Consider the following 21377-nt stretch of genomic DNA (forward strand, 5'->3'; position numbering starts at 1 on the left):
AAATTTTTTGACCATGATATTTGTCTCCTATGATTTTTGTTTATATCATAGAGGCAACTTTTGTCCACTTTTTTGGCGAGGATCATCGAGGCGCTAGGCATAGATATTGCAGTAAGCTTACCGGCAGGGAGAATTACCCGTTACTTAGATAAACTGGCTGAATATCATGGCTATCCATTAAAAATACGAGTCGATAATGAACCAGAATTTACAGGAAAAACCTTTATAAACTGGGCTAAATCACATGATATAGCCATTGATTATATAGAGCCCGGCAGCCCATATCAAAAAGGGTACATTGAACGATTTAATCGCACCTATCGCACAGAGGTACTGGATTTATATTTATTTAATAATCTGGAACAAGCAAGAAAGGTAACCAAAGGATGGCTAACCAGTTATAACACCGAAAGACCTCATGAAGCATTAAATAATATGACGCCGATTGAGTATAAAACACTAAAGCAAGTAGTATTATTTTCTACTTGAATCTTGTACTAAGTTTGGGGTATTTACACATGATTATTGCAAGTATTAAATAAGGTAAAGCTATTGCATGGAAAAATGTGATATTATAAAAGATAAAACGACTATTAAATGATCAAAGCACAATAAATGATCAACATCGAAATAAAGGAATACTTATGTCAAAATATATAAACTATATATTTGATCACTTTCGTAGTGAGGAACTAGAAATAAAGATAAATGCGCTTAGGACTATAATACAGATGTTCTCTTATTACGTTAAAAAAAGTAAAATAGATGGTAAGGGAATTAGCATTATTAGCGTCAACTTTTCTAATAAGGAACTAGTTGAAGACTATGATGAATTTGTAGATATTGAAAGTAAAATTGACCCTAATGATATTGATAAACTCACTAAGTTAGGCGAAGTGAAAGCCAAAGAATATTATTTGTTAAAAGTTTATAATATTTTATTGCCATTTTTAATAGAAAAAGGAATAGATTTAGCTAAGTTTGAGCAAGTCATTGCGTTAATAAGAGAGAAGAATTTTATCTTTGAGGAGCAATGGAAATCAAAATGGAATCCCACCAGACAAACGCAAGTAACCGTTAGATGGTTATACACCGATAAGATTTATTTTTATTTAGATATCTTTCATAAAAATAGCCAATTAAAAGAAACTATACATTTTATAACTGTCGGGCCAGCGTTAAGTTTTCTCGAATTATGTTTAGGACCTTTAAAATGGAAAGATAATAATACTGTATTATTATATCAAAAAAATAGCAGGGATTATTGGGAAATAAATATCATCACTAAAGAAGTTGATTTTATATATGAACCCGCTATAAAAGATTATCCCTATAAGCAATATGCACAATACAATCTTGCTTTACGTTTTTTAGAGGGGCTTTATGGCGTTCCTAAAAATCTTGAAAAAGCAAAATATTGGCTCAATAAATCAGCGGCACAAGGCTTACCTAAAGCAATAAAGTTACTCGAAAAATTAAATCATGCTAAATAATATTGCTTTGCAACTACCAGATGACATAAGTGTGATATGAAAATGGCGGAATAAGTACCAGTAATGTAGTTTGAAAAGCTCGTTATTTTTATCGTAAATTCATTAAGTTGAATTTACGATACTATAAAAAGTGCCTCTAAAAACAGACTTAGCCTTATTTTTCTTGCTTTTTAGCACGTTCAATAAGTTTACCTAGGTTAATCAGCGAATACACTACATCCTCTTCTTGATATATATCATCCTTTGTAACCCACATTAACCAATCTTTAATTGCTAAATATTCATCAACAGTCAATTTTGCCCATCGATCAAATCGATAGCTATCAGACAAAATTTCTTCAAAATTCATAAGAGGAAATATTACCGTATTTATTAATTCTCGCCTATCTCCTTTTTCATCTGTAGCTATATCTTTAGCGGTAGTAATGAGTAATCCAGGTAGATAGTAAGCATAAGCTAATGGCGTAAACGCATATAAAGCGTCCACATAGTTCATGTATATATCGAGAGTGATATCTGACCAATTCTTACCCAAAAACTGTTTTAGCGCTATTTCATCATCAGGCATTATTATTTTGGAATATTCAAAGCTTAATTCCCACATATCTTTCGGACGCTCTCGCCAAGAAAATGCAGTCGTTATTTTATTGAATAATATTTCTTCATATACGGCATCATATCGTACCTGTTCAGGATCTATTACCTTTTTCACCACCAATTAAGCCTCTTTTTTAATTCGTTTTTCTTTACATAACATTTTTTTATTTCTACAGAAATCTGCATTAATTGATCTTTATGTCCTTTGTTACCTCCTTGATAACAAAAATCATGGTGTCTTTTTCTAGCTGCATGATATTTTTCTTTGATCTTAATTATATCTTCAATTTGTTCTAGTGTTAATCCTGGATCACTACATTTTTTCTGCTGTGAACTCAGTTTTTTCCACTCATGATAACGAGTATTTAATTCTTCATCTGGATCACAACGTGGGTCAGGGTTTCTGGGTATATTATCGTCATAATCTTTTACCTTGCTCTCTATAGAAACAGGAACAGAGGCACAGAAAGGATAGCCTTTATCATAATTATTAAGTAATGTACGGTTATATTTATATAACTCGTTAATAGTATGATCTATAGCAAATCCAATGGCAGCCGCAGCTCCCACCATAAGAGCTGCACAACTTGGGTTTGCCATACATCCCATTATGCCAGGAACTATTGGAATTTTCCCATATGGATCTCGATATAAAAGCGGATTCCCACCAACATAGCTAAAGGTATTTATTCCGCCATTTAAGCCTATCGGATCGCTTTGGATATAACGCCCTATTTTGGGATTATAGTCCCTAAAGTAATTATAAGAAAGTCCAGTTTCTTTATCATAATATTGCCCCGGAAAACGTAAATTTAAGGTAATTTGGTTATTAGGATCTAATGCCGCATTACCAAAGGCATCACTGTGCATTTTCCATGTTTGTTGGCCTTGATTGTTAATGGCCAGTTGTGGTGTACCTAAATGATCCGTAATCAGATAATGGTAAGACGTAGTTTGTAGTGTCTGGTTAGTAGCGGTTAAACTTGCCTGCCACAGTGGACTGGTTCCCCATTCGGTATCAGGTACCCAACCATAGGCAACAGTCATCTGACCACGATGGTCTAATTCAGCAATCAGACCTTCATTGGTATAAATAAAATAGGTGATATCACCATTAATGGTTTTACTAATACGACGACCAAAAGGATCATATTGATAAGTCACCAGTTCAGTAGTTTCATCGTTAACGCTGATAAGACGCTCTGCTGCATTATAGTGATAGCTTAATTTTTTGTCTGTACTAACTTCAGTGGCTAACTTTATTCCTAAATAGCCATTTTTTATTATAGTTAAAAATGGTTTATACTATAAGAAATAAAAATTGAATAATTGCAACTTTTTAATTCAGTTCAGTAAAAAAATCAATGAACTGTAAAAGTTATTCATTAAATTTACTCAGGTAAATCAATAAAGCCATCCACCCAACCATCTTGATTCAGAACGTTTTCGGTAATCTGAAAATCATCAGGATAATCAATAAACCCAGGTTTATTTTTAAGCTGTTCTATAGCTAATTCAGCTTGTTCATGACTACTATAAATACCAATTAATTTAACATCTTCATCATCAGTATCTTCATAACGGACATGGTATAAAAAATACACTAACCTTTGCATGCTCACCTCCTACATTACTTGGGTTCAATAAACAATCTACAATTCTTTTTTATAAAAAAGAATAATTATAAATTATTAACTAAGCTCAGTGAGATAAATCACTGATCTGTAAAATTTATTCAACAAATCCATCAGGCCAATAATTTTTATTAATAATATATTCATCAATATAAAACCCATCAGGATAATCAATAAACCCAGATTTATCTTTAACTCTATTTTTCGCTTCTTCAGCTAATTTATAACTACTGTAAGTGCCAATTTTCTTTTTATCTTCATCAGCAGTACCTTCATCTCTAATATGATGTAAAACATATACTTTCTGCATAATTTCTCCTTTATAGTTTATTTAGGATCCATAAATGATCTATCGCCCCATTTTTTAATTCGATTAAATTCTGAAGTGGCACCAGTATCATGATTACGTTTACCATATTTTTTATCCATTATACGTTTAGCAAACTGTTTTCCATTTTCACCTACATAAGGACGGTATTCTTTAGCCCAACCGGGTACGTCTTTTGCACCATCTTTACCACTCATTCCTAGTTTTGGAACCTTAAATTTTCTATCTTTATCATTATCAGGCGGTAATCCAGAAGCCCACCCGCTGTATTACTTCGAGCTCCTACTAACGCATTATCGTATTTTTCTTACCACCCTTTTTCTTTAGGTAGTCATTATAATAACGCTCATAAGTTTTTAGTACTGCATCTTCAAGGAATTGATCTCCCATTGGAGCGACTAACGCAAGTTCAATTAGTCTTCGTTGTTCCAAATTTAGATTTTCTAAAAACGCTTTTGATTCCGCTGCTGTAAGACCTTCAGCCATTAAAACATGTACTGCTGATATTGTTAAAGTTTGACCAACAGGACTTGGTTTTACTAACATCTCCATAGCGAACCATGGTGTCGGTGTTGGAATACTTAAATTATTATTCTCAACCTCATTTTTTCCCGCAGCAACCCCTATATTGATATCTTGGATATCACCACCGGCGGCAGCAATGGCAAGACCGGTGGCAATTTAGTTTAGGGCACTAATTTTTGTCGGTCTTCTTGTGATAATTCCTCTAAGAAGAGTTGCCTTGGAGTTCGGCAATCACCGCACCGAGTATGGCATGGTTGACCGTGTTGGCAACGGTGTTTCCTTCTGCCTGTTGTTTTATGATAGTCGTAATCTTCGGCGCTAATGTACCCGTAACGCACCCTGTCATATCACCGCTGATTAAGCCGTTAATCAAGTTGACCAGCATATCGATGCCTTGACGGGTTTCACTATCCGTCGCCGACATCCATTCATCCATGGCTTTGTTGTAGTTTTTTGTATATTTTTTGTTCTACTCGTCGATTAAAACCAGGCCTTGTTCTTCCACTTTGTCTTGCTCTTCTTTAAGCTGTTTTTTCGCTTCTGATTCTACTCGTATGCAGTCAATATGATTGAGCATGGTTAACGTTTCACCACCAATTTCACCCACTAGCTGTGTTTGATCGATGATATCTTGCCCTTTTTCTTGGTTAAAGATATGTTTGAGCCCATTATTGGCATGCTCAGCATCACGACTTAATTCGTTGATATCTTGTTTTTGCTCCGCTTTATTGCGGATAATTACCGCCCCTTCCGATACCGCTGAATGCTTGGTCGAACCGTCACTTTCACTTTTGTTGCGACTGGTTGGGATAGTGGGCATGCCGTTGGTGTTGATGCCCACACTGCTGCTACTGACTTTGTAGTCCGCTTTGTAAAATCTAGCCCATATCTCACCTTACTCGTAAGCAGATAAACAATTCACAAATTTATTTATAAGGTCGATGCAATCTAGTCATGAAAACCATCTGCCCAATAATCTTTATCAATAATATATTCATCAATATAAAATCCATTTGGATGATCAATAAAGCCTGGCTTGTCTTTAATCCTATTTTTAGCTGCTTCAGCTAATTCATAGCTACTATAAGTACCAATATCTTTAGTATCTTCATCTTCAGCACCTTTATCTCGAATATGATATAAAAGATAGACTTTTTGCATATTTAACTCCGTATTTCATAAAAAACAGTATAATTAATAGTATATTTTAGGATTCAAAAACCAAAACCTTCACACCAACCATCACGATTTAAAACACTATCAAAAATCTGGAAATCATCAGGATAATCAATAAATCCTTGTTTATTTTTGAGTCTTTCTATAGCCAATTCAGCTTGTTTATAACTACTGTAAATACCAATTAATTTAACATCTTCATCATCCGTATCTTCATAACGAATATGATATAAAAAATACACTTTTTGCATACCCTTACTCCTATATTTTATTAAGGATCCATAAATGATCTATCGCCCCATTTTTTAATTTTACTAAATTCTGTATTAGTCTTTGTATCATAATTCCCTTTACCATATTTTTTATCCATTATACGTTTAGCAAACTGTTTCCCATTTTCACCTACATAAGGACGGTATTCTTTAGCCCAACCGGGTACGTCTTTTGCTCCCTCTTTACCACTAACCTTTGGTTTTTGAACCTTATATTTTCTGTTTTTATCATCATTATCATCATCTGGATCTTCATCATTAGGAAAACCTACTCCAGATGTACTATTACTAGTGCTACGATTCCCACCACCTACATTAACTGAGTTATAATAACATTGACCATTCAAATGATTATCATAATTATATTGCTCTAACATTCTAATCGTATTATCTATACCAACTATAACAGCTCCCGTAATTCCTGCCATCAGAACTACACATTCGGGGTTGGCCATACATAACATTATTCCAGGAACTATTGGAATTTTCCCATATGGATCTCGATATAAAAGCGGATTGCCACCAACATAACTAAAGGTATTTATTCCGCCATTTAAGCCTATCGGATCGCTTTGGATATAACGCCCTATTTTGGGATTATAGTCCCTAAAGTAATTATAAGAAAGCCCCGTTTCTTTATCATAATATTGCCCCGGAAAACGTAAATTTAAGGTAATTTGGTTATTAGGATCTAATGCAGCATTACCAAAGGCATCACTGTGCATTTTCCATGTTTGTTGGCCTTGATTGTTAATGGCCAGTTGTGGTGTACCTAAATGATCCGTAATCAGATAATGGTAAGACGTAGTTTGTAGTGTCTGGTTAGTAGCGGTTAAACTTGCCTGCCACAGTGGACTGGTTCCCCATTCGGTATCAGGTACCCAACCATAGGCAACAGTCATCTGACCACGATGGTCTAATTCAGCAATCAGACCTTCATTGGTATAAATAAAATAGGTGATATCACCATTAATGGTTTTACTAATACGACGACCAAAAGGATCATATTGATAAGTCACCAGTTCAGTAGTTTCATCGTTAACGCTGATAAGGCGCTCTGCTGCATTATAGTGATAGCTTAATTTTTTATCTGCACTAACTTCAGTGGCTAACTGACTATTAGGGGTATAGGACAAGGTGGTTTGACTAGAGCCTTCGCCCCATTTAATTAGCTGATTAAATTTATTGTATTTCCACTCGCCTAATTGTTGCGTGCTACCGATGCGATTACCAATAGCATCGTAACTATAAGACTCTACAGTGATTCCATGCTTTTGTAGTTCAATATTAGGTTTAGCAAGGATAAGCCGGTCTAATAAGTCATATTGGTAATTATTTTCCCCGTTTTCTGTTACGATTCGGGTTATATTACCCACCTTATCATAGCTATATTGGCGATTTAATAATGTTTTGCGATTCGCCGTTAGCCCTATCAGTAAGGGGCGCTGTAATGAATCATACTGCTTAGTTTGCGTTGCATTAGGATAAGTCACTTTAGATGGCATAAACCAGCGGTAATCACTCCAGTTAATTACCTCGCCATTAGCCAGTGTTGCCTGTTTTAGCTGATTTTTATCATATCCATAGGTTACTTTTGTATTATCTGGATAGCTAATGGAAGCTAAATTATCCTCTTTATCATAAGCGTACTGCAAAGTCTTAGTAATACTATTTGCACCTGTGCCATAAGTAATCGTTTCTTGAGTTACTCGACCAAGTTTATCGCGCTGATAAACAAAGTGGGAATAGGTATCACCAGTTTGTAGTACATCAATTAATTGATTAGCCTGATTATAGCTATAAGCGACAACCTGACTTGGGGTTGATTGGTCTTTTTCAATATAGCTTTGTTTTACCAGATTGCCTGCCGCATCGTATTGGTATTGAATACGGTTGCCATTCGTTTGTCTTCGCTCGATTAATTGATTTGCTTGGTTATAGCTATACTCAACCTCATTCCCTAATGACTTGGTTTCTTTAATAAGATTATTATTTTTATCATATTCAAACGTATATTGGTTATCATTTGCATCGGTGACTTGTGTTATATTGCCTAATAAATCTGACAGATAACGGGTTTCATGACCCAAAGCATCTATAGATTTTACTATTTCCCCTAGGGCATTATATTCTGTTTGTGAGACCCGATTCGCTGCATCAATGACACTGGTCATTAAGCCTAATTGATCATAAATACGATGAGTGGTTAATGTAGTATTCGTATCTAGTTGCTGATTAATCTCAGTGACTTTATCTAAAGCATTATAGTTATATGTCTCAGTAAAGGTTGGATAAACAACTTTCGCTAATAAACCTGCTAAATTAGAACCTTTTTCACCATATTCATAAGTTAAGATATTCCCTGCAACATCAACTTCCTGTATGAGTTTATCATCGGTGTTATACGCTTGTTGAGAGACTAATCCCGTTGGACTAATGGTTTTGATTAGGCGATATAAGTTATCATACTGGTAAGTGGTGGTTTGATTGAGTGCATCAACAACTTTTGTTTCATAGCCGTTCTGATTAAAACTGTAACTATATTGAGTTTTATTACCCAACGCATCAACGACTTTGGCTAATCGCCCCATTTCATCATTTGATAAAGATACACTATGATTAAGTGGATCAATAGATTCCGTAAGATAACCCGCTAAATTATAGTTAAACTGCCATAGTTGTTGTAGTGGGTTTTTTACTGTTTTTACTTGTCCCTGAATATTATGAGTGTATTGTGATTGATAGCCATTCCCATCAGTATATGTTGCTATATTGCCATAGCGGTCATAAGTTTGTTGTAAATTAATCGCTTTATCACCACCACTAATAGTCGCGACAATTTGTTGACCATAATTGTCATAATTAAAGCTTATAATACGTTGTTCGGGTTTACCTGCCGCATATACAACTTTAATAGGGCGATTAAAAGCATCGTACTGAAAGTTAATTACATCGCCTTTAGTATTCGTGATTTTTATTGGTTTATTGGCTTTATTGTATTCATAAAGCTCTGTGGCGCCATTAGGATAAGTGATTTTTATTGGATAGTCGGATTGATTATATTGCGTGGTTGTTGTTAGTCCTCGCTGATTAGTATACTTAACAGAATGATTAGCTTTGTCGCGTTGATAGGATTCAGTAATACTATCATTTACTGTTTTAGTAATAACACGACCTTTGGCATCAAATACGGTAACTGTTTTTTTGCCTATTGGATCATTAACAGTAATAGTATATTGCTTATTAACGCGATTATATTGGCTATTAAAAATTGTTACCGCACCGGTTTTGTTAGTGATTTTACCTACTTGGGCTAATTTTGTATCGCGATTATCAGAACCTGTTGTAACAACTGTTTTTTTTGAAATAACCCCACCTTCTTTACCACTCATCATAGCGGTTTTCGGTGCAGGAGTTGATACGGTATAATCAATTTTAGTTACACCACCATCTGGCTCAGTTTTTTGGTTTAGTTGTCCATTTGCATCGTACCCATAATGCCATACATGACCAAGAACATCTGTGACCTTTGCCAGTTTATTTCCTGACCATTCATAACTTACAACTCGCCCCTCACGATCACTGACTTTGATAAGACGTTCCTGATTATCATAAGCAAAACTATATACCTGTTCATCAAAATGATCTTTAATAGCAATGCAACGACCTTCTTTATCTAATGTAAAACTAACTTTTACATTATTAGCATCACCATATTCTAAAATGCGTCCTTTATCATCAAAATTAATCCAATTTCCTTGTTGATCGAACCAAAGCCACCCACTATCTGTTTTCTTAATAGATACGTGTTCGTAGGTGTATAATTGTTCCTCACCAGTACGTTGATACATGGTACCAGCACGATCAATGGTTTTCACACTATTATCTAACGGATCAAGAATAAAGCGTAAATTAGCCCAAGCTGGGTTTATATACCAACGGCCATTAACCCAAGTTCGATTAAGTTTAACTTCACCACCAAGTACTTTGACCCGTAGGTCAATCGTACTTTCAGTATATTCGGTATTTGGTAATTTAACACTGGCGTCACTTATACCAGATATTTTTTGTATATCACCATTATAAAGTTGTGCACACGCTATTTTAGGTAATGAGACAATCATTATTGTCATCACCATAAAGATTGCTATATACCTGTTTATATTTTTAATTATCATGTTGCGATCCTTTGTGTTATTTGACACTTTAATTTTCATTTTTAAATTACCTAGCACCGCTTGCCGTACCGGCACTCGCACAATTAGCTTCTGGAGCACAACCCGGGGCTATTGGCATGGCAAAAGGAGAGCCTAAAGTACCACCAAAATGAATACCTTTACTCCAGTTCCAATTAAAATCTGCTAATGAACATTGCCCTACATATTGATAAAAATAACCACCGCTATTACCTTTAGATATATCACCATTAGCGCATATACTGTCATGTAGCTCTAAATAAGGAGCTAAATAACAGCTACTAACCGCATTTTTACTTTTAAATAACATTGTTTCAATCGTTGCTTCTGGTTTAACGCTTTGAGCTTGGTTCGAATCAAGAGCTGTGACTCGATAAGCAATAACTCTTTTTTCCTTAGGCAAGAGACTATTAGGTATTTCTCCAAAAAATTCATACTTAAATTTATTATCTGTTTTAGGTAAATTTAATACCACATTTTTAGCCTCTATCAGACCATAGTTAGTGATAGTGAGCTCACCCACTTTTTCCTCACCAATTTGTAAACCAGCTAAATTAATAGACATAGGTTCTATCAAAACAACAGGTGCTGGTACTAAAGTATTGAAAGTTGCATTTAACTCAATATCATAAATATCTTTAATTGCTGTTTCTGTTGTACCAAATTCAATATTGATGTTTTGGTACTCTAAAAAAATATGTTCATTAATAGTAGTATTAGGGCGAATAACAATGCGACCTGATACATCCGTATGGTTTGGTGCACTCACACGATAGCGATAAACTCCTATGGGGATATTTTCTAATAAGGCGATCCCCTGTTCATTAGAGATAATGCTATATTGTTGAGTGAGCACAGCTTCATTTTGCAATTTAATCGTCGCACCTTTTACGCCTGCAATAGGATTACCTTGTTTATCCAATGTTGCTGTATAGATATCAGCAATATCAAATTGTGCATTACCCAGACCGCTTTGCGTCACTGAAATACTGACGGGAATTGATCCTAATATATTGTTATTCTGTGCTATTTTAAGATTAAAACGATAAACACCATCACTTACCTTGTTATCTGGTTGAGCAACAATTTGTAAAGGCAGTTGTTCATCAACAGCAATTGATTCAATTGTTTTATCAGTAGCAATAAATATCCAGTTTGGTGCTGGATTACCACTTTCATCAAGAAGTTCAATTTGAACATTTTCTGCTTTAGCCAATCCTTTATTGCCTAAATGAATATTGGCACTTACCATTGTTCCCTGTTGTAGACCCGTTTGAATATAATTTGGAATAGCATAAAGGGTTGGCATTGCTTGTCCTAACTGATAATCAATTTTCAATTTACCTCGTATTAAATCATTTGATTCATCAGCTAAAGCGACAAGATAAATACTTCCCGTTTCGGTTGCTGTATCATCAGCAATGAAATTAATCATGGTTAATTCAGTTTCACCACTATTTATATCAATTGGTTCAGATTTTATTTGTATCCCTTTTGGCAAAATACCATCCGGCTGATTATCTGCAGTTAAAACCCAACGTAAATTTTTAGCAGTAATATTCGCTTTAGCTACCATATTTATAGGCATTACAATGTTACGTACCGCTTTTAGATGATAATTTTGGTAATTAAAGGCGATACGATTAATTTCAAAACTAGCTTGTGAAGTTATAGTTAGTTCATCTGGATGAATAATAGCTACTTGGTATATACCTGCATCATTTTCTTGAGGCATAAAAGTATAAGAGAAATTTCCTTTATCATCAGTTGCAATGGCAATCTTCCGCTCAAAGCCATTAATTTTTAATACCAACTTAACTGGTGCATTAGCAACAACAGTATTATCCTTCCGATAAATCGCCTGCCCTGTAATTGTAATAGGTTGTAATCCATAGCTAACTTTTGGATTGATATTGGTAACTTTCCCTGTATAAGCTGTCGGTGGTGGGGCAGGAGGTTCCATTTTAACCATTACCTCACGTTCAATTGTAGCAACTTTACCACTCGAATTAATCGCTTTAACGGTTAATTTATGTTTACCATTATTTTGTTGTGTTAATGGCCAATGAACTTGATAAGGAGATTTGGTCAAAGTTGAAAATAATTGGTCATCAAGGTAAACTTCGACTTTATCAATTCCTAATTCATCTGTTGCAGATATCTGGATATCCATAGGAGCAAAAATCGCTTGATTATCTGCTGGTGTTATAATTGTTGCCTTTGGTGTCGGTAGTTTAAAACTAACTGAAACAGGTTTACTGTGTTCACTTATACCAAAATCATTATTAAGTACCGCCGTTAATTGATAATTTCCCTCTGCCTTAAGATCAACAACTTTATAAAAATAACCATTTTGATCAACTGTAACTGGATCATTAACCATTATTCCATTCAAATATAGCTGTACTTTTCCAGTTTCCTCAGCTTTACCTTGAACCTCTAAATTTGATATTTTAACCGTTGAATTAGAGACTGGTTGAATTAATATTGGCGCTGTAATACCAATAGCTAAAGGCTCTGTATAACCTGATTCATTACCAGCTTTATCAGTTACATTTAAACGTGCATATAATATTTCATTATCTTGAACTGGTAAATTCGGAATTTGGTAGCTATTTGCATCAATTTGGATATCTTGATCAATGAGCGGTGTATCAAAACTTGGGTTAGTTGCTATTTGTAAATGTCCCGATTTAACACCACTTAAATTATCATAAGTTGTAAAAATTACTTTCACTGTATCACTATTAATACGATTAAATTGTTTGAGCTTAACCACTGGTTTAATCGTGTCGATAGTCACTAAAGTTGAAAGAGGAGACCACATTTCCCATGTTCTACCATTATTAATACTTCCTCTGATACGAGCTCGATAAGATTGACCATTTTGCAAACCATTAACAAATGTAAATTGCCCTATATCACCGACTACTTCGCTATAAACTGTATTACCAGATGGATCTTGAATATCAATTTCATAACTATTGAGTGTACTAATTTTTTGCCATGACCAACTCGGCGCTTGATGGCTATAACGGTTAACTGGTATTGGTGCATCTAACGTTAATCCTGATATGTCAAAAAAATTATAAGGTGCATTTTGATCAACAATATACTTACTAAAATCACTATTTGGTGTAAATAAAATGGCTTGTTCTGATTTAACAACATCTGCAGTATTACAACCTATTTGTGCATAATTTGATGCGCCTTGGATACCGATTGTAGCACTGCTACCTTTGCTACGTTCGCCTATCAAATAACGATATTGATACTTAATTTGATTAGAGTTTTCATAAAGAATAGCCTGAAATGTTCCCATTGGAAGATTAGTACTAAAGTAATACTGGTTAGTCCATTGAACAATTAACCTCCGATTAGGTGCCTCTCCCTGAGTTTCATACTGAATAGTCCCTGTTGGCTGACCTGAAACATTGGTTCTTAAATCATCCCAAAACACATAAAGTGTATTTTTAAAATAAGGAAGACAAAAATTATGGTAGCTCCTAGTTGGGTCAGTAAATTGAATCAAACCATTAGTTGTGACATAAAATTGATCAAAATTGCTACCATAATAGTTAAAGCTAAATCCTATTGGGAAAGGACCTGCATATCTATCGTCACCATATAATCCAGTATTTGTAGCAGCATAACTAGAATGATAAACGAATACAGACAAAGCAAAGAAAAGGATTACATATTTATTTTTTTGTTTTATCGATCGTCTTTTTGAGGGCCTTATATTTAATTTTAAAGATAGACTTTTCCATCGTTTATAAACTTTCATTTTTTGCTCCATTAGAGTTAAAAATTCTTATTAAATTATATCGTTATCCTGCAAGGCTTGGACAAACTCTTGCCTGCGTTATTAACCAAGTTTACCTGTTGCTTCACATAGTGTTGATAACTAGCTAAACCGCCTTCTAACCAAACAACTTCGCTTGACTCAGGAATCGTTAATGTGCGTTTTAATAATTGGGTGATATGCTCATTAGGGGTTATTAACACATATTGTATAAAGGTATCATTGTTAATAGTTTTATTTTTAAAAAAATGTTTTATAGCTAGATTAGATTCTTCTGATAAATTAAAATTTTTAATAGGCTTTTCAGGTAATGTATCAATATCTTGTGGCATTAAGCCAATCGTAATGATCTGCCAGTTAATTGTTTTACCGCCTAATAGAAATTCTTTAGGGGTTATTATATTTGATAACTGCAAATTTTGTTTTTTTAGCTTGGCCCACGTTCTAATCCCCCCTAATAAAGCAAAAAGGTGTTTATAACCTTTTTGCCTTAGAGTATTGATTGTTCGATTAATCATTTGTTGTTCAAAACCTGTTCCAATTAATACTACTGTTTTATCATAAAGAAAATCCTTTTTTTCTAAATGATTCAACGGGATAGTTAAAATATCTAATTGATTATGTAAGTTAGATAAATTCGATCTAACATCTATCCATACTACATCATCTGATAAATTACGCGCCTGTTCAATGGTTAACCAAAACGTCTTATCTAATGATTCTTTATGTTGGTTAATAGGCCAATGAGTAAAAAGATCTCTATAATTTTGGACATCTTCTTGACAATCATTAATTTCATTTGCAGAAATCTGACAACAAAAAGACAGCACAATACAAGAAAATAATAATCTACATAGCAAATTAGAATAAAAAACAGACATTTTTAAACTTCTTTTCAAGTTATTTAAATAAGTTTTAATACAATTAATTTTTATTTATTATTAAGATAGAACATAAATCTTGGTATTTGTTATAAAACAAGCGGCATAAGTACAACCTATAATGTTACTAATTATTTAAGAAAAATATTAAAAACTTGAAGACCATTTTTATAATTAATCTATCAATAGTCAGAGTTAACCTATATAAGTAATGTTTTACTTATATAGGTTAAGATTGATAGGGATGGTCAAACAATTTTTATAATGGTGTTACATATACTTTGATATCTCCATCCTTAGTAGCAGACATATAGAAATTACCTGTAAATTCATTATTCTTTCCAAGAATACCTGATTTAAACGGAATAAATATATCGGATTTAAAACTATAATCTCTACTTACCCCTGCTTTACAAACCTTACTTTCCAAATCAAAATTTGCTTTTCCTGGACAATAACGACTAGTCATTGCAACGCCAGAAAACTTAACCAAATAAGGTTTATCCGCTTGGAAATTGTAATTTTTAGGTAATAATTCATTCAACGAATATCGAAAACCTTTTATAACTGATGTAGTATTGGTTAATGAATTTTCCATATCAAGAGGCACAACGATCACTTTTATCGTTTCTGTTTGTTTGGCAAGTAGATAGATACTTCCTGTGACGTGACTATCTCCATGAAGGATGCCTGACTTAGAAGGGATAAAAATATCTGTTTTAAAAGCATCTTTATTAAAAGTATAATTCCTATTTAAACCCGTTTTACATTTTTTAGTATTTTGATCAAAATTATTTTTTCCTGCGCAAATACGAGAAGCTATGTTACCAATAAATTCGATCATATAAGACTTATTGGCTTCAAAATAATAGTTTTCTGGTAATAATTCATTAAGTGAATATTTGGCACCTTTTGTTACTAAAAACGTGCCTACTATTGCTTTTGTTTCGTTTGTATCACTCTCATATAGGGTATAACTTCCTGTACTATTAGTATCAAATAAATTAATATAATAAGACCAAGATAAATCATCGTTACGAATTTTGGATTGCCAAATATTTTCTGCAGGTAATACCTTGCCATCAGAACGAATTACCCTATTCATCTTTTGATTGCCTAAGCTTGGATCAGCTATTTTTACATAAACTTGCCCTTCCGTTTTTGGAAAAACGAGTTTTGTTTCTTTACCAACTGTAGTGAGTGTGGCATTAAGTGATTGATCTGATAGATCTGTGTTGAACCCTTCGGATTCATATACACGAATTACATCACCATCTAATGCTAAAAAGTCTGTAATATTATCTCTATCGGGTAAATCTACTCTTACATTATGAATCAAGGTATGCGTATTTACTGTTTTTAATAAAGATGTTACTGAGCCACCTAGCGTATCAGCATGGGTAAAAGTTGCATCAAATTCCACAAATTTACCATGCAAGCTAGTCATCATATCCCAACGTCCGACTTTAGATGTGTGCCCAGCAATATCACCGAAATCTAATAATAAACTTTTGTTGACCGCATGATCTCCCAAATAGCTACCTAAAATACTGAAGTCAATCAATAAATTTTGTTTATTTTCAACAATTTTAGGTTGGGCAGAATCAATGACTGTTTTATAAGAAGTACCGTGACCTTCATTCTTAACACGTACACCTAATGTAAAAGGAATAGATGGTTCAATTTCAGGAGTAAAGGGATCATCCCCATAAACTTCGCTTGGTATAAAATAATCTAATGTTAATAACGGCTGAGGTTTAATTACAACATAATCAGGTGGCACTTCTACGCTTATTTCTTGTCCATTCAATGTATAAGTAACTTTAGCACCAATATAATATAATGTATTATCAGATTCAGCCGCACCATATGCAGGAATAATTAACCAATGAGCTTCAGCTTTAGTTTTTGCTTTTATCTCGCCATCACCATTAATACTATTGACGCCAGATAATGAGTTAATGTGATAAAAAAACTTTGCATCGTTATCATTAGCATTTTGAGTTGTCACTACTTGTTGATTATTTCTATCAGTAAAGAGCAATTCTATACGTATATCTTTTAGTACCGAATCCTCTAGACCATTATTAATTATCATTCGTGCATCAAATGCTTGTCGCTCAAATGATAATTTTTGTTCTATAACTATTTTTACTTCTGCACATATCGCTTCTTGAGCAAATACTAACTTGCTAGAAGTAACGCTACAGAAGAAAAAAAGTATCAACATAAAGTACCGATAGTATTTTTGTCTGCATTTTAAAAGTATGTTCATTTATAATTGACCTTTTATAATATTTTTATTCTGAATGAATCCATTTATAAGCGAATTAAATAACTTTTCCTATTCTTTATAGATTGAGCTCTGGAAATCGTTTAATAAAGCTCAAAGCTTTATTTTTTATATCTATAAGCAATTAGTGAGAATAACTAAGTAAATTAATAACCTATTACTACTAATTAACTTTTGCCTAATTCTGAACCGAAATACATTGCTAGTTCACAATTTGTTATCTCTATTATCAAATGCCAATATCATTTTCATTAATATAAAATTAATCATTAAGTATGTAGATAATCAACAAAGATAATCTTATTTTAGTATGAAAAATAAGAATTATAATAATTAAATGAAATGAAATGAAATTTGTAATAAGTTCAATTGAAAGTGATTTAATTTACTTGCCATATTGTTCGACTATTCCATTTAAAATCAATACATACTATTTTTAATTTATATTATTTTTTTATTTTCATATAATTATAGCTTTTAGTATAAACAACGATTATAAGGTTAAATTATAAGCCATTTTGAATTAAAATTTAACTTTTTTAGTTAAATATTTGTTTGAAGAATAAATTATGTTAGCTAAACATTCTTTATGTTGTCGCTAAAAACTTGTTAAAAAAGGGATTTAGGTAAACTTATATTTTATCAATTAAAATTTTTTAATTTGTAAACGCCATCGAGGTTTTATACTGAAACGAGCAAATTTCACGAAGCTTCTTGACAAATATTTGCTGGTTTATTATAATATTCTTAATTATTTAAAATTGTATTATCAGCTTTATTTAACCCTGACACTTCTACTTGCTAGCTTTCTTTTCGGAATTTAATAACGGTATATCAGAAAATGATCTTGAATAAGATCAATTGTTACCTTTTGTTGAACCTCTTAAAAATGAAACAACCTAATAAATCTTGCGAATGACCCTCGACCAAAAGCAGACAAAGACAACCACTATGATATAGATAAAAATTATATGGGTCATAATATCATAGCCAAAAAATTTTGCGTCGAATACTGCACTTCACAGAGGTCGTAGTAGCAAATATTGGGGTACCGATTTTTAGAGATTATTGTTACAGTACAGACTTAGGAATATTATGAATATTGTTGGAATAATATGGTAGATTAACGTTTTTTCACACACAAAAAAAACATATTATTCATGACTGCTGTTACTAAATACGCGAGCTAGCCAGTATAGTTCTATCTGAATATATTGAAATATATTATAATCAAGTTTGATGATATTCTACCAATGGTCGAATATCATCAAACAAATATGAATAATGATATTACCAAAATGAACAATTTATAGAAGTGAGTACAATCCAATATTTTGCTGGGGATCGGTTCGGTATAAATCCCTCTCTAAAATGGCGTTATTATGTTCGCTTTTCATCGTTTTATAGAATCGTACACCAATCCCATTCGTTTGATGATCATAGGCTTTGGTGTGCTTGATATCGTCTAAATCGAGATAGTCAGTAAGAAAAGAATGTAAACTTTCACATAAAAAAATCAACTCTCATCAGCTTAATTTAGTCAGCGATTATATATACAAGCTGGTTTTTATCTAGAGCAAAATCAATTTTATAAATATTGAGTTACCACACATCCAACATGAGCAAAATGTAGGTGTTGTTATATGTCTTTTAAGTGACTTTCTAGAATCACTAGAATAAAAATCATTTTTCTATTATTTAGACATGGTTTAATTTGATGCCGTCTAAATGCTCGTGTTCTCATAAAATTATCCATATATGAACTACAAAATTCATTATCTGTTTCATCTTAATAAGAGTGCTTATTGTTGTAAAGCTAACGAGGCCCTGCAACAAAAATCCCTTTCTCCAACATTTTGATAAATCTTTATAGTAAGTAATACTCATTTTTAAACATCACACCCCATTTAATTTTTATCAATATCACGTTGTATAACGCTTACAAATTTATTTAATACAAGCAATAAATTTATTACATGTAATATTTACATGTAATAAATTTGTGTTAATATAAAACACATTAATAATTAAATTAAAGAAAAAATCCATGAAAAAAACAAAAGAGACCAAAAGCTCTGCATTTTATCAACAACAATATAGGCAACGCTTGCGTGAACAAGGTCTAATAAAAAAAGAAGTTTGGATTTTACCCGAAAATGCAACGAAATTACTCGAAATTGAAAAACAGTTTCGTCTAGTCAGTAACACATGCTTTAACAATAAACAGGAAAACAATAAAATGAAAAAAAATGAAGTTTGGTCAATTACAGATCTTTATCAAGCTTTACATGATTCACAATTAGCTAAACAAGGTTTTGCTAGCATTGAAGTTATCGATGGTATTGATGCTTGTTTGCATATCGTTATGCATGAATATGGTGATCTACCATTATTTTTAAGTGTTTCTAATCAACAAATTATCGTTGAAGCCCTACTTTGGCCTGTTGATATTGTCAAACAGCCGACTCAATTTAATGAAGAGATATTATATACTCGAAAACTATTTCCATTATCAACCATTGCGATTGAAAAAACAGGCGATGGTTCATTAAATTATATTATGTATGGGGCGTTGAGTGCATCTTCATTACTAAACGATATCATTTATGAATTAGAAACTTTATCGGATAATGTCATTAAAGCTACCGAAGCTTATGAACAACATATTAACATTAACAAATTGAGTTAAAATAAATAACAAGGAGATTAACAATGGCTATCTTCAAAAAACTAGTTACAGCACTTCGTGGCGGTGTCAATGAAGCAGGTGAAACAATTATCGATGCACAAGCGCTGCGTATATTAGACCAAGAAATTCGCGATGCAGATGTTGAATTAAAACAAGCTAAAGAATCATTAGCAAACATACTTGCTCAACAGAAATTAGCAGAAAAAGAAGTTGAAAAAATTCAAGCTGAAATCACTGAATATGAAAATTATGCCATCAAAGCATTAGAAAAAAATAATGAAAAGTTAGCTTTAGAAGTGGCTGAAAAGCTTTCAGTTCTTGAAAACGAACACAAAGTTCATAAAACACAAGCAATATATTTTGCTGAAAATGTAAAAAATCTACGTCAAACAATATCACAAACGGAAATTAACATTCGTAATCTTAAACAACAAGTCGATATTGTAAAAGCCACAGAGAGTGTGCAAAAAGCCCAATCAGCTATTGCTCAACGTTATGGTAATTCAACAACAAAATTACAAACAGCTTTGGATTCTTTAGAGCGAATTAAAAAACGTCAAGAACAGACGGCTGCAACGATCGAAGCAAAAAAAGAATTATCGGTATCAGAAAATCAAGATTCACTTGATCGTAAACTTGAGGAAGCAGGAATAAAATCGAGCAATCAAAATGCCGTGACAATTTTAGCCAGATTAAAGGAAAAACAAACGAATTAAATTTTTAAGTTTTATTTTTTAAGTTAAAATAACCGAATAAAATTATATAAATGGCTAGCTATTTATCATAGCTGTTTAAAAAACATGAGTATAAAGGAAATATAATGGATCTTTTTTTGGGAATATTCTTTTCCTTTCCGGTTGTTGTTTTTAGCGCCTTATTAACACTTTGTGTTATGTATTGGTTAATGGCTGCAATCGGTATTTTAAGTATTGATTGTTTGGATATTACAATTAACCTAGACGATATCACAACCGATGCACCCTCATCAACATTAGGTGGTTTATTATTAAAATTTGGTCTTAATGATGTGCCACTGACACTTGTTATCACCTTAATTTCATTATTCGGATGGTTCACAAGTTATTTTGGTTTTCGCTTGTTGGTTTTACCTTTATATGATTTTATTTTGTACTATTACCTAGTCGGATTATTTATTTTTATTATTGCCCTAACCATTTCAATTTACCTTACTGCATTCGTTATAAAACCAATTCGCCCTTTATTCAAAAAGCTAAGTGCAACCAATGATCATAAATCATTATTAGGACAAATTGTTGAAATACGTTCTAGCACTGTAAATAAAATCAAAGGAGAAGCAACTTATGAAGATGGTGGGGCGGGATTGATTTTACAAGTTAGATGTGATGAAACATATCAATTTAAACGTGGAGATAAAGCAATACTACTACGATATGATACAACCAATAATTGTTACGAAATCATTAGCATTGAAGAATTTAACGGATAGTCAGATTTTATTTTTTGGAG

The 21377-nt window shown here is 32.9% G+C and carries 19 protein-coding genes and 1 pseudogene; 5 read left to right on the forward strand and 15 right to left on the reverse strand.

Annotated features, from left to right (window positions below; all coding sequences use genetic code 11):
* Positions 1-60 precede the first annotated feature (60 nt).
* Complete coding sequence (locus GQ593_RS11510; protein ID WP_160432156.1) at positions 61-489, forward strand: integrase core domain-containing protein; 429 nt, start codon at positions 61-63, stop codon at positions 487-489.
* A 155-nt stretch (positions 490-644) separates the two neighbouring features.
* The gene (locus GQ593_RS11515) at positions 645-1493 is read left to right on the forward strand and encodes an SEL1-like repeat protein (protein WP_160432157.1); all 849 of its coding nucleotides are present in this window, start codon (positions 645-647) and stop codon (positions 1491-1493) included.
* 154 nt (positions 1494-1647) lie between these two features.
* On the opposite strand, the gene GQ593_RS11520 is transcribed toward GQ593_RS11515, so the two are convergent.
* The 15 genes and pseudogenes from GQ593_RS11520 to GQ593_RS11585 form a co-directional block, all read right to left on the reverse strand.
* Positions 1648-2205 (reverse strand): hypothetical protein, encoded by a 558-nt coding sequence (locus tag GQ593_RS11520; protein ID WP_160432158.1) that lies wholly within the window; start codon positions 2203-2205, stop codon positions 1648-1650.
* Positions 2202-3254 (reverse strand): RHS repeat-associated core domain-containing protein, encoded by a 1053-nt coding sequence (locus GQ593_RS11525; RefSeq protein WP_160432159.1) that lies wholly within the window; start codon positions 3252-3254, stop codon positions 2202-2204. The genes GQ593_RS11520 and GQ593_RS11525 overlap by 4 nt, the downstream gene beginning before the upstream one ends.
* Before the next feature lie 227 nt (positions 3255-3481).
* The gene (locus GQ593_RS11530) at positions 3482-3706 is read right to left on the reverse strand and encodes a DUF7336 domain-containing protein (RefSeq protein ID WP_160432160.1); all 225 of its coding nucleotides are present in this window, start codon (positions 3704-3706) and stop codon (positions 3482-3484) included.
* Between the two features lie 115 nt (positions 3707-3821).
* Entirely contained in the window at positions 3822-4034 is a 213-nt protein-coding gene (locus GQ593_RS11535; RefSeq protein ID WP_160432161.1) for a hypothetical protein, read from the reverse strand.
* 17 nt (positions 4035-4051) lie between these two features.
* Positions 4052-4249, reverse strand: coding sequence for a hypothetical protein (locus GQ593_RS11540; protein ID WP_202115481.1), 198 nt, complete (start codon positions 4247-4249; stop codon positions 4052-4054).
* 88 nt (positions 4250-4337) lie between these two features.
* A complete protein-coding gene (locus tag GQ593_RS11545; RefSeq protein WP_237397754.1) occupies positions 4338-4604 on the reverse strand; it encodes a hypothetical protein in 267 nt (88 codons plus the stop codon).
* A 39-nt stretch (positions 4605-4643) separates the two neighbouring features.
* A pseudogene (locus GQ593_RS14300) lies at positions 4644-4733 on the reverse strand (VENN motif pre-toxin domain-containing protein); the annotation flags it as partial.
* A gap of 46 nt (positions 4734-4779) precedes the next feature.
* Entirely contained in the window at positions 4780-5001 is a 222-nt protein-coding gene (locus GQ593_RS11550; RefSeq protein WP_160432162.1) for a hypothetical protein, read from the reverse strand.
* A gap of 45 nt (positions 5002-5046) precedes the next feature.
* On the reverse strand, positions 5047-5418 hold the full coding sequence (locus GQ593_RS11555; protein ID WP_160432163.1) for a hypothetical protein: 372 nt from the start codon (positions 5416-5418) through the stop codon (positions 5047-5049).
* 107 nt (positions 5419-5525) lie between these two features.
* Positions 5526-5738 carry a DUF7336 domain-containing protein gene (locus GQ593_RS11560; protein WP_160432164.1) on the reverse strand — a complete coding sequence of 71 codons (213 nt, stop codon included), beginning with the start codon at positions 5736-5738 and terminating at the stop codon, positions 5526-5528.
* Between the two features lie 53 nt (positions 5739-5791).
* The gene (locus GQ593_RS11565) at positions 5792-6004 is read right to left on the reverse strand and encodes a DUF7336 domain-containing protein (RefSeq protein ID WP_160432165.1); all 213 of its coding nucleotides are present in this window, start codon (positions 6002-6004) and stop codon (positions 5792-5794) included.
* A gap of 20 nt (positions 6005-6024) precedes the next feature.
* Positions 6025-10203, reverse strand: coding sequence for an RHS repeat domain-containing protein (locus GQ593_RS11570; RefSeq protein WP_160432166.1), 4179 nt, complete (start codon positions 10201-10203; stop codon positions 6025-6027).
* Positions 10204-10249: 46 nt separating this feature from the next.
* Positions 10250-14008, reverse strand: coding sequence for an Ig-like domain-containing protein (locus GQ593_RS11575; protein ID WP_160432167.1), 3759 nt, complete (start codon positions 14006-14008; stop codon positions 10250-10252).
* 35 nt (positions 14009-14043) lie between these two features.
* Positions 14044-14907, reverse strand: coding sequence for a rhodanese-like domain-containing protein (locus GQ593_RS11580; protein ID WP_160432168.1), 864 nt, complete (start codon positions 14905-14907; stop codon positions 14044-14046).
* 259 nt (positions 14908-15166) lie between these two features.
* Positions 15167-17137, reverse strand: a complete 1971-nt coding sequence (locus GQ593_RS11585) for a hypothetical protein (RefSeq protein WP_160432169.1) — start codon at positions 17135-17137, stop codon at positions 15167-15169.
* 2110 nt (positions 17138-19247) lie between these two features.
* Here GQ593_RS11585 and GQ593_RS11590 point away from each other — a divergent pair.
* From GQ593_RS11590 to GQ593_RS11600, 3 genes are all read left to right on the forward strand, one after another.
* Complete coding sequence (locus GQ593_RS11590; protein WP_160432170.1) at positions 19248-19889, forward strand: YjfI family protein; 642 nt, start codon at positions 19248-19250, stop codon at positions 19887-19889.
* A gap of 23 nt (positions 19890-19912) precedes the next feature.
* Positions 19913-20605 carry a PspA/IM30 family protein gene (locus GQ593_RS11595; RefSeq protein ID WP_160432171.1) on the forward strand — a complete coding sequence of 231 codons (693 nt, stop codon included), beginning with the start codon at positions 19913-19915 and terminating at the stop codon, positions 20603-20605.
* A gap of 104 nt (positions 20606-20709) precedes the next feature.
* Positions 20710-21357 (forward strand): hypothetical protein, encoded by a 648-nt coding sequence (locus GQ593_RS11600; protein WP_160432172.1) that lies wholly within the window; start codon positions 20710-20712, stop codon positions 21355-21357.
* Positions 21358-21377 lie beyond the last annotated feature (20 nt).

This window comes from Gilliamella sp. Pas-s25 (assembly GCF_009795885.1).
Classification (GTDB): Bacteria; Pseudomonadota; Gammaproteobacteria; order Enterobacterales; family Orbaceae; genus Gilliamella.

Coding starts and splice junctions, on each gene's coding strand:
- GQ593_RS11515 (WP_160432157.1), top strand. CDS start 645: ATGTCAAAATATATAAACTATATATTTGATCACTTTCGTAGTGAGGAA.
- GQ593_RS11530 (WP_160432160.1), bottom strand. CDS start 3,706: ATGCAAAGGTTAGTGTATTTTTTATACCATGTCCGTTATGAAGATACT.
- GQ593_RS11535 (WP_160432161.1), bottom strand. CDS start 4,034: ATGCAGAAAGTATATGTTTTACATCATATTAGAGATGAAGGTACTGCT.
- GQ593_RS11540 (WP_202115481.1), bottom strand. CDS start 4,249: ATGAGTGGTAAAGATGGTGCAAAAGACGTACCCGGTTGGGCTAAAGAA.
- GQ593_RS11545 (WP_237397754.1), bottom strand. CDS start 4,604: ATGGAGATGTTAGTAAAACCAAGTCCTGTTGGTCAAACTTTAACAATA.
- GQ593_RS11550 (WP_160432162.1), bottom strand. CDS start 5,001: ATGTCGGCGACGGATAGTGAAACCCGTCAAGGCATCGATATGCTGGTC.
- GQ593_RS11560 (WP_160432164.1), bottom strand. CDS start 5,738: ATGCAAAAAGTCTATCTTTTATATCATATTCGAGATAAAGGTGCTGAA.
- GQ593_RS11565 (WP_160432165.1), bottom strand. CDS start 6,004: ATGCAAAAAGTGTATTTTTTATATCATATTCGTTATGAAGATACGGAT.
- GQ593_RS11570 (WP_160432166.1), bottom strand. CDS start 10,203: ATGATAATTAAAAATATAAACAGGTATATAGCAATCTTTATGGTGATG.
- GQ593_RS11575 (WP_160432167.1), bottom strand. CDS start 14,008: ATGAAAGTTTATAAACGATGGAAAAGTCTATCTTTAAAATTAAATATA.
- GQ593_RS11580 (WP_160432168.1), bottom strand. CDS start 14,907: ATGTCTGTTTTTTATTCTAATTTGCTATGTAGATTATTATTTTCTTGT.
- GQ593_RS11585 (WP_160432169.1), bottom strand. CDS start 17,137: ATGTTGATACTTTTTTTCTTCTGTAGCGTTACTTCTAGCAAGTTAGTA.
- GQ593_RS11590 (WP_160432170.1), top strand. CDS start 19,248: ATGAAAAAAACAAAAGAGACCAAAAGCTCTGCATTTTATCAACAACAA.
- GQ593_RS11595 (WP_160432171.1), top strand. CDS start 19,913: ATGGCTATCTTCAAAAAACTAGTTACAGCACTTCGTGGCGGTGTCAAT.
- GQ593_RS11600 (WP_160432172.1), top strand. CDS start 20,710: ATGGATCTTTTTTTGGGAATATTCTTTTCCTTTCCGGTTGTTGTTTTT.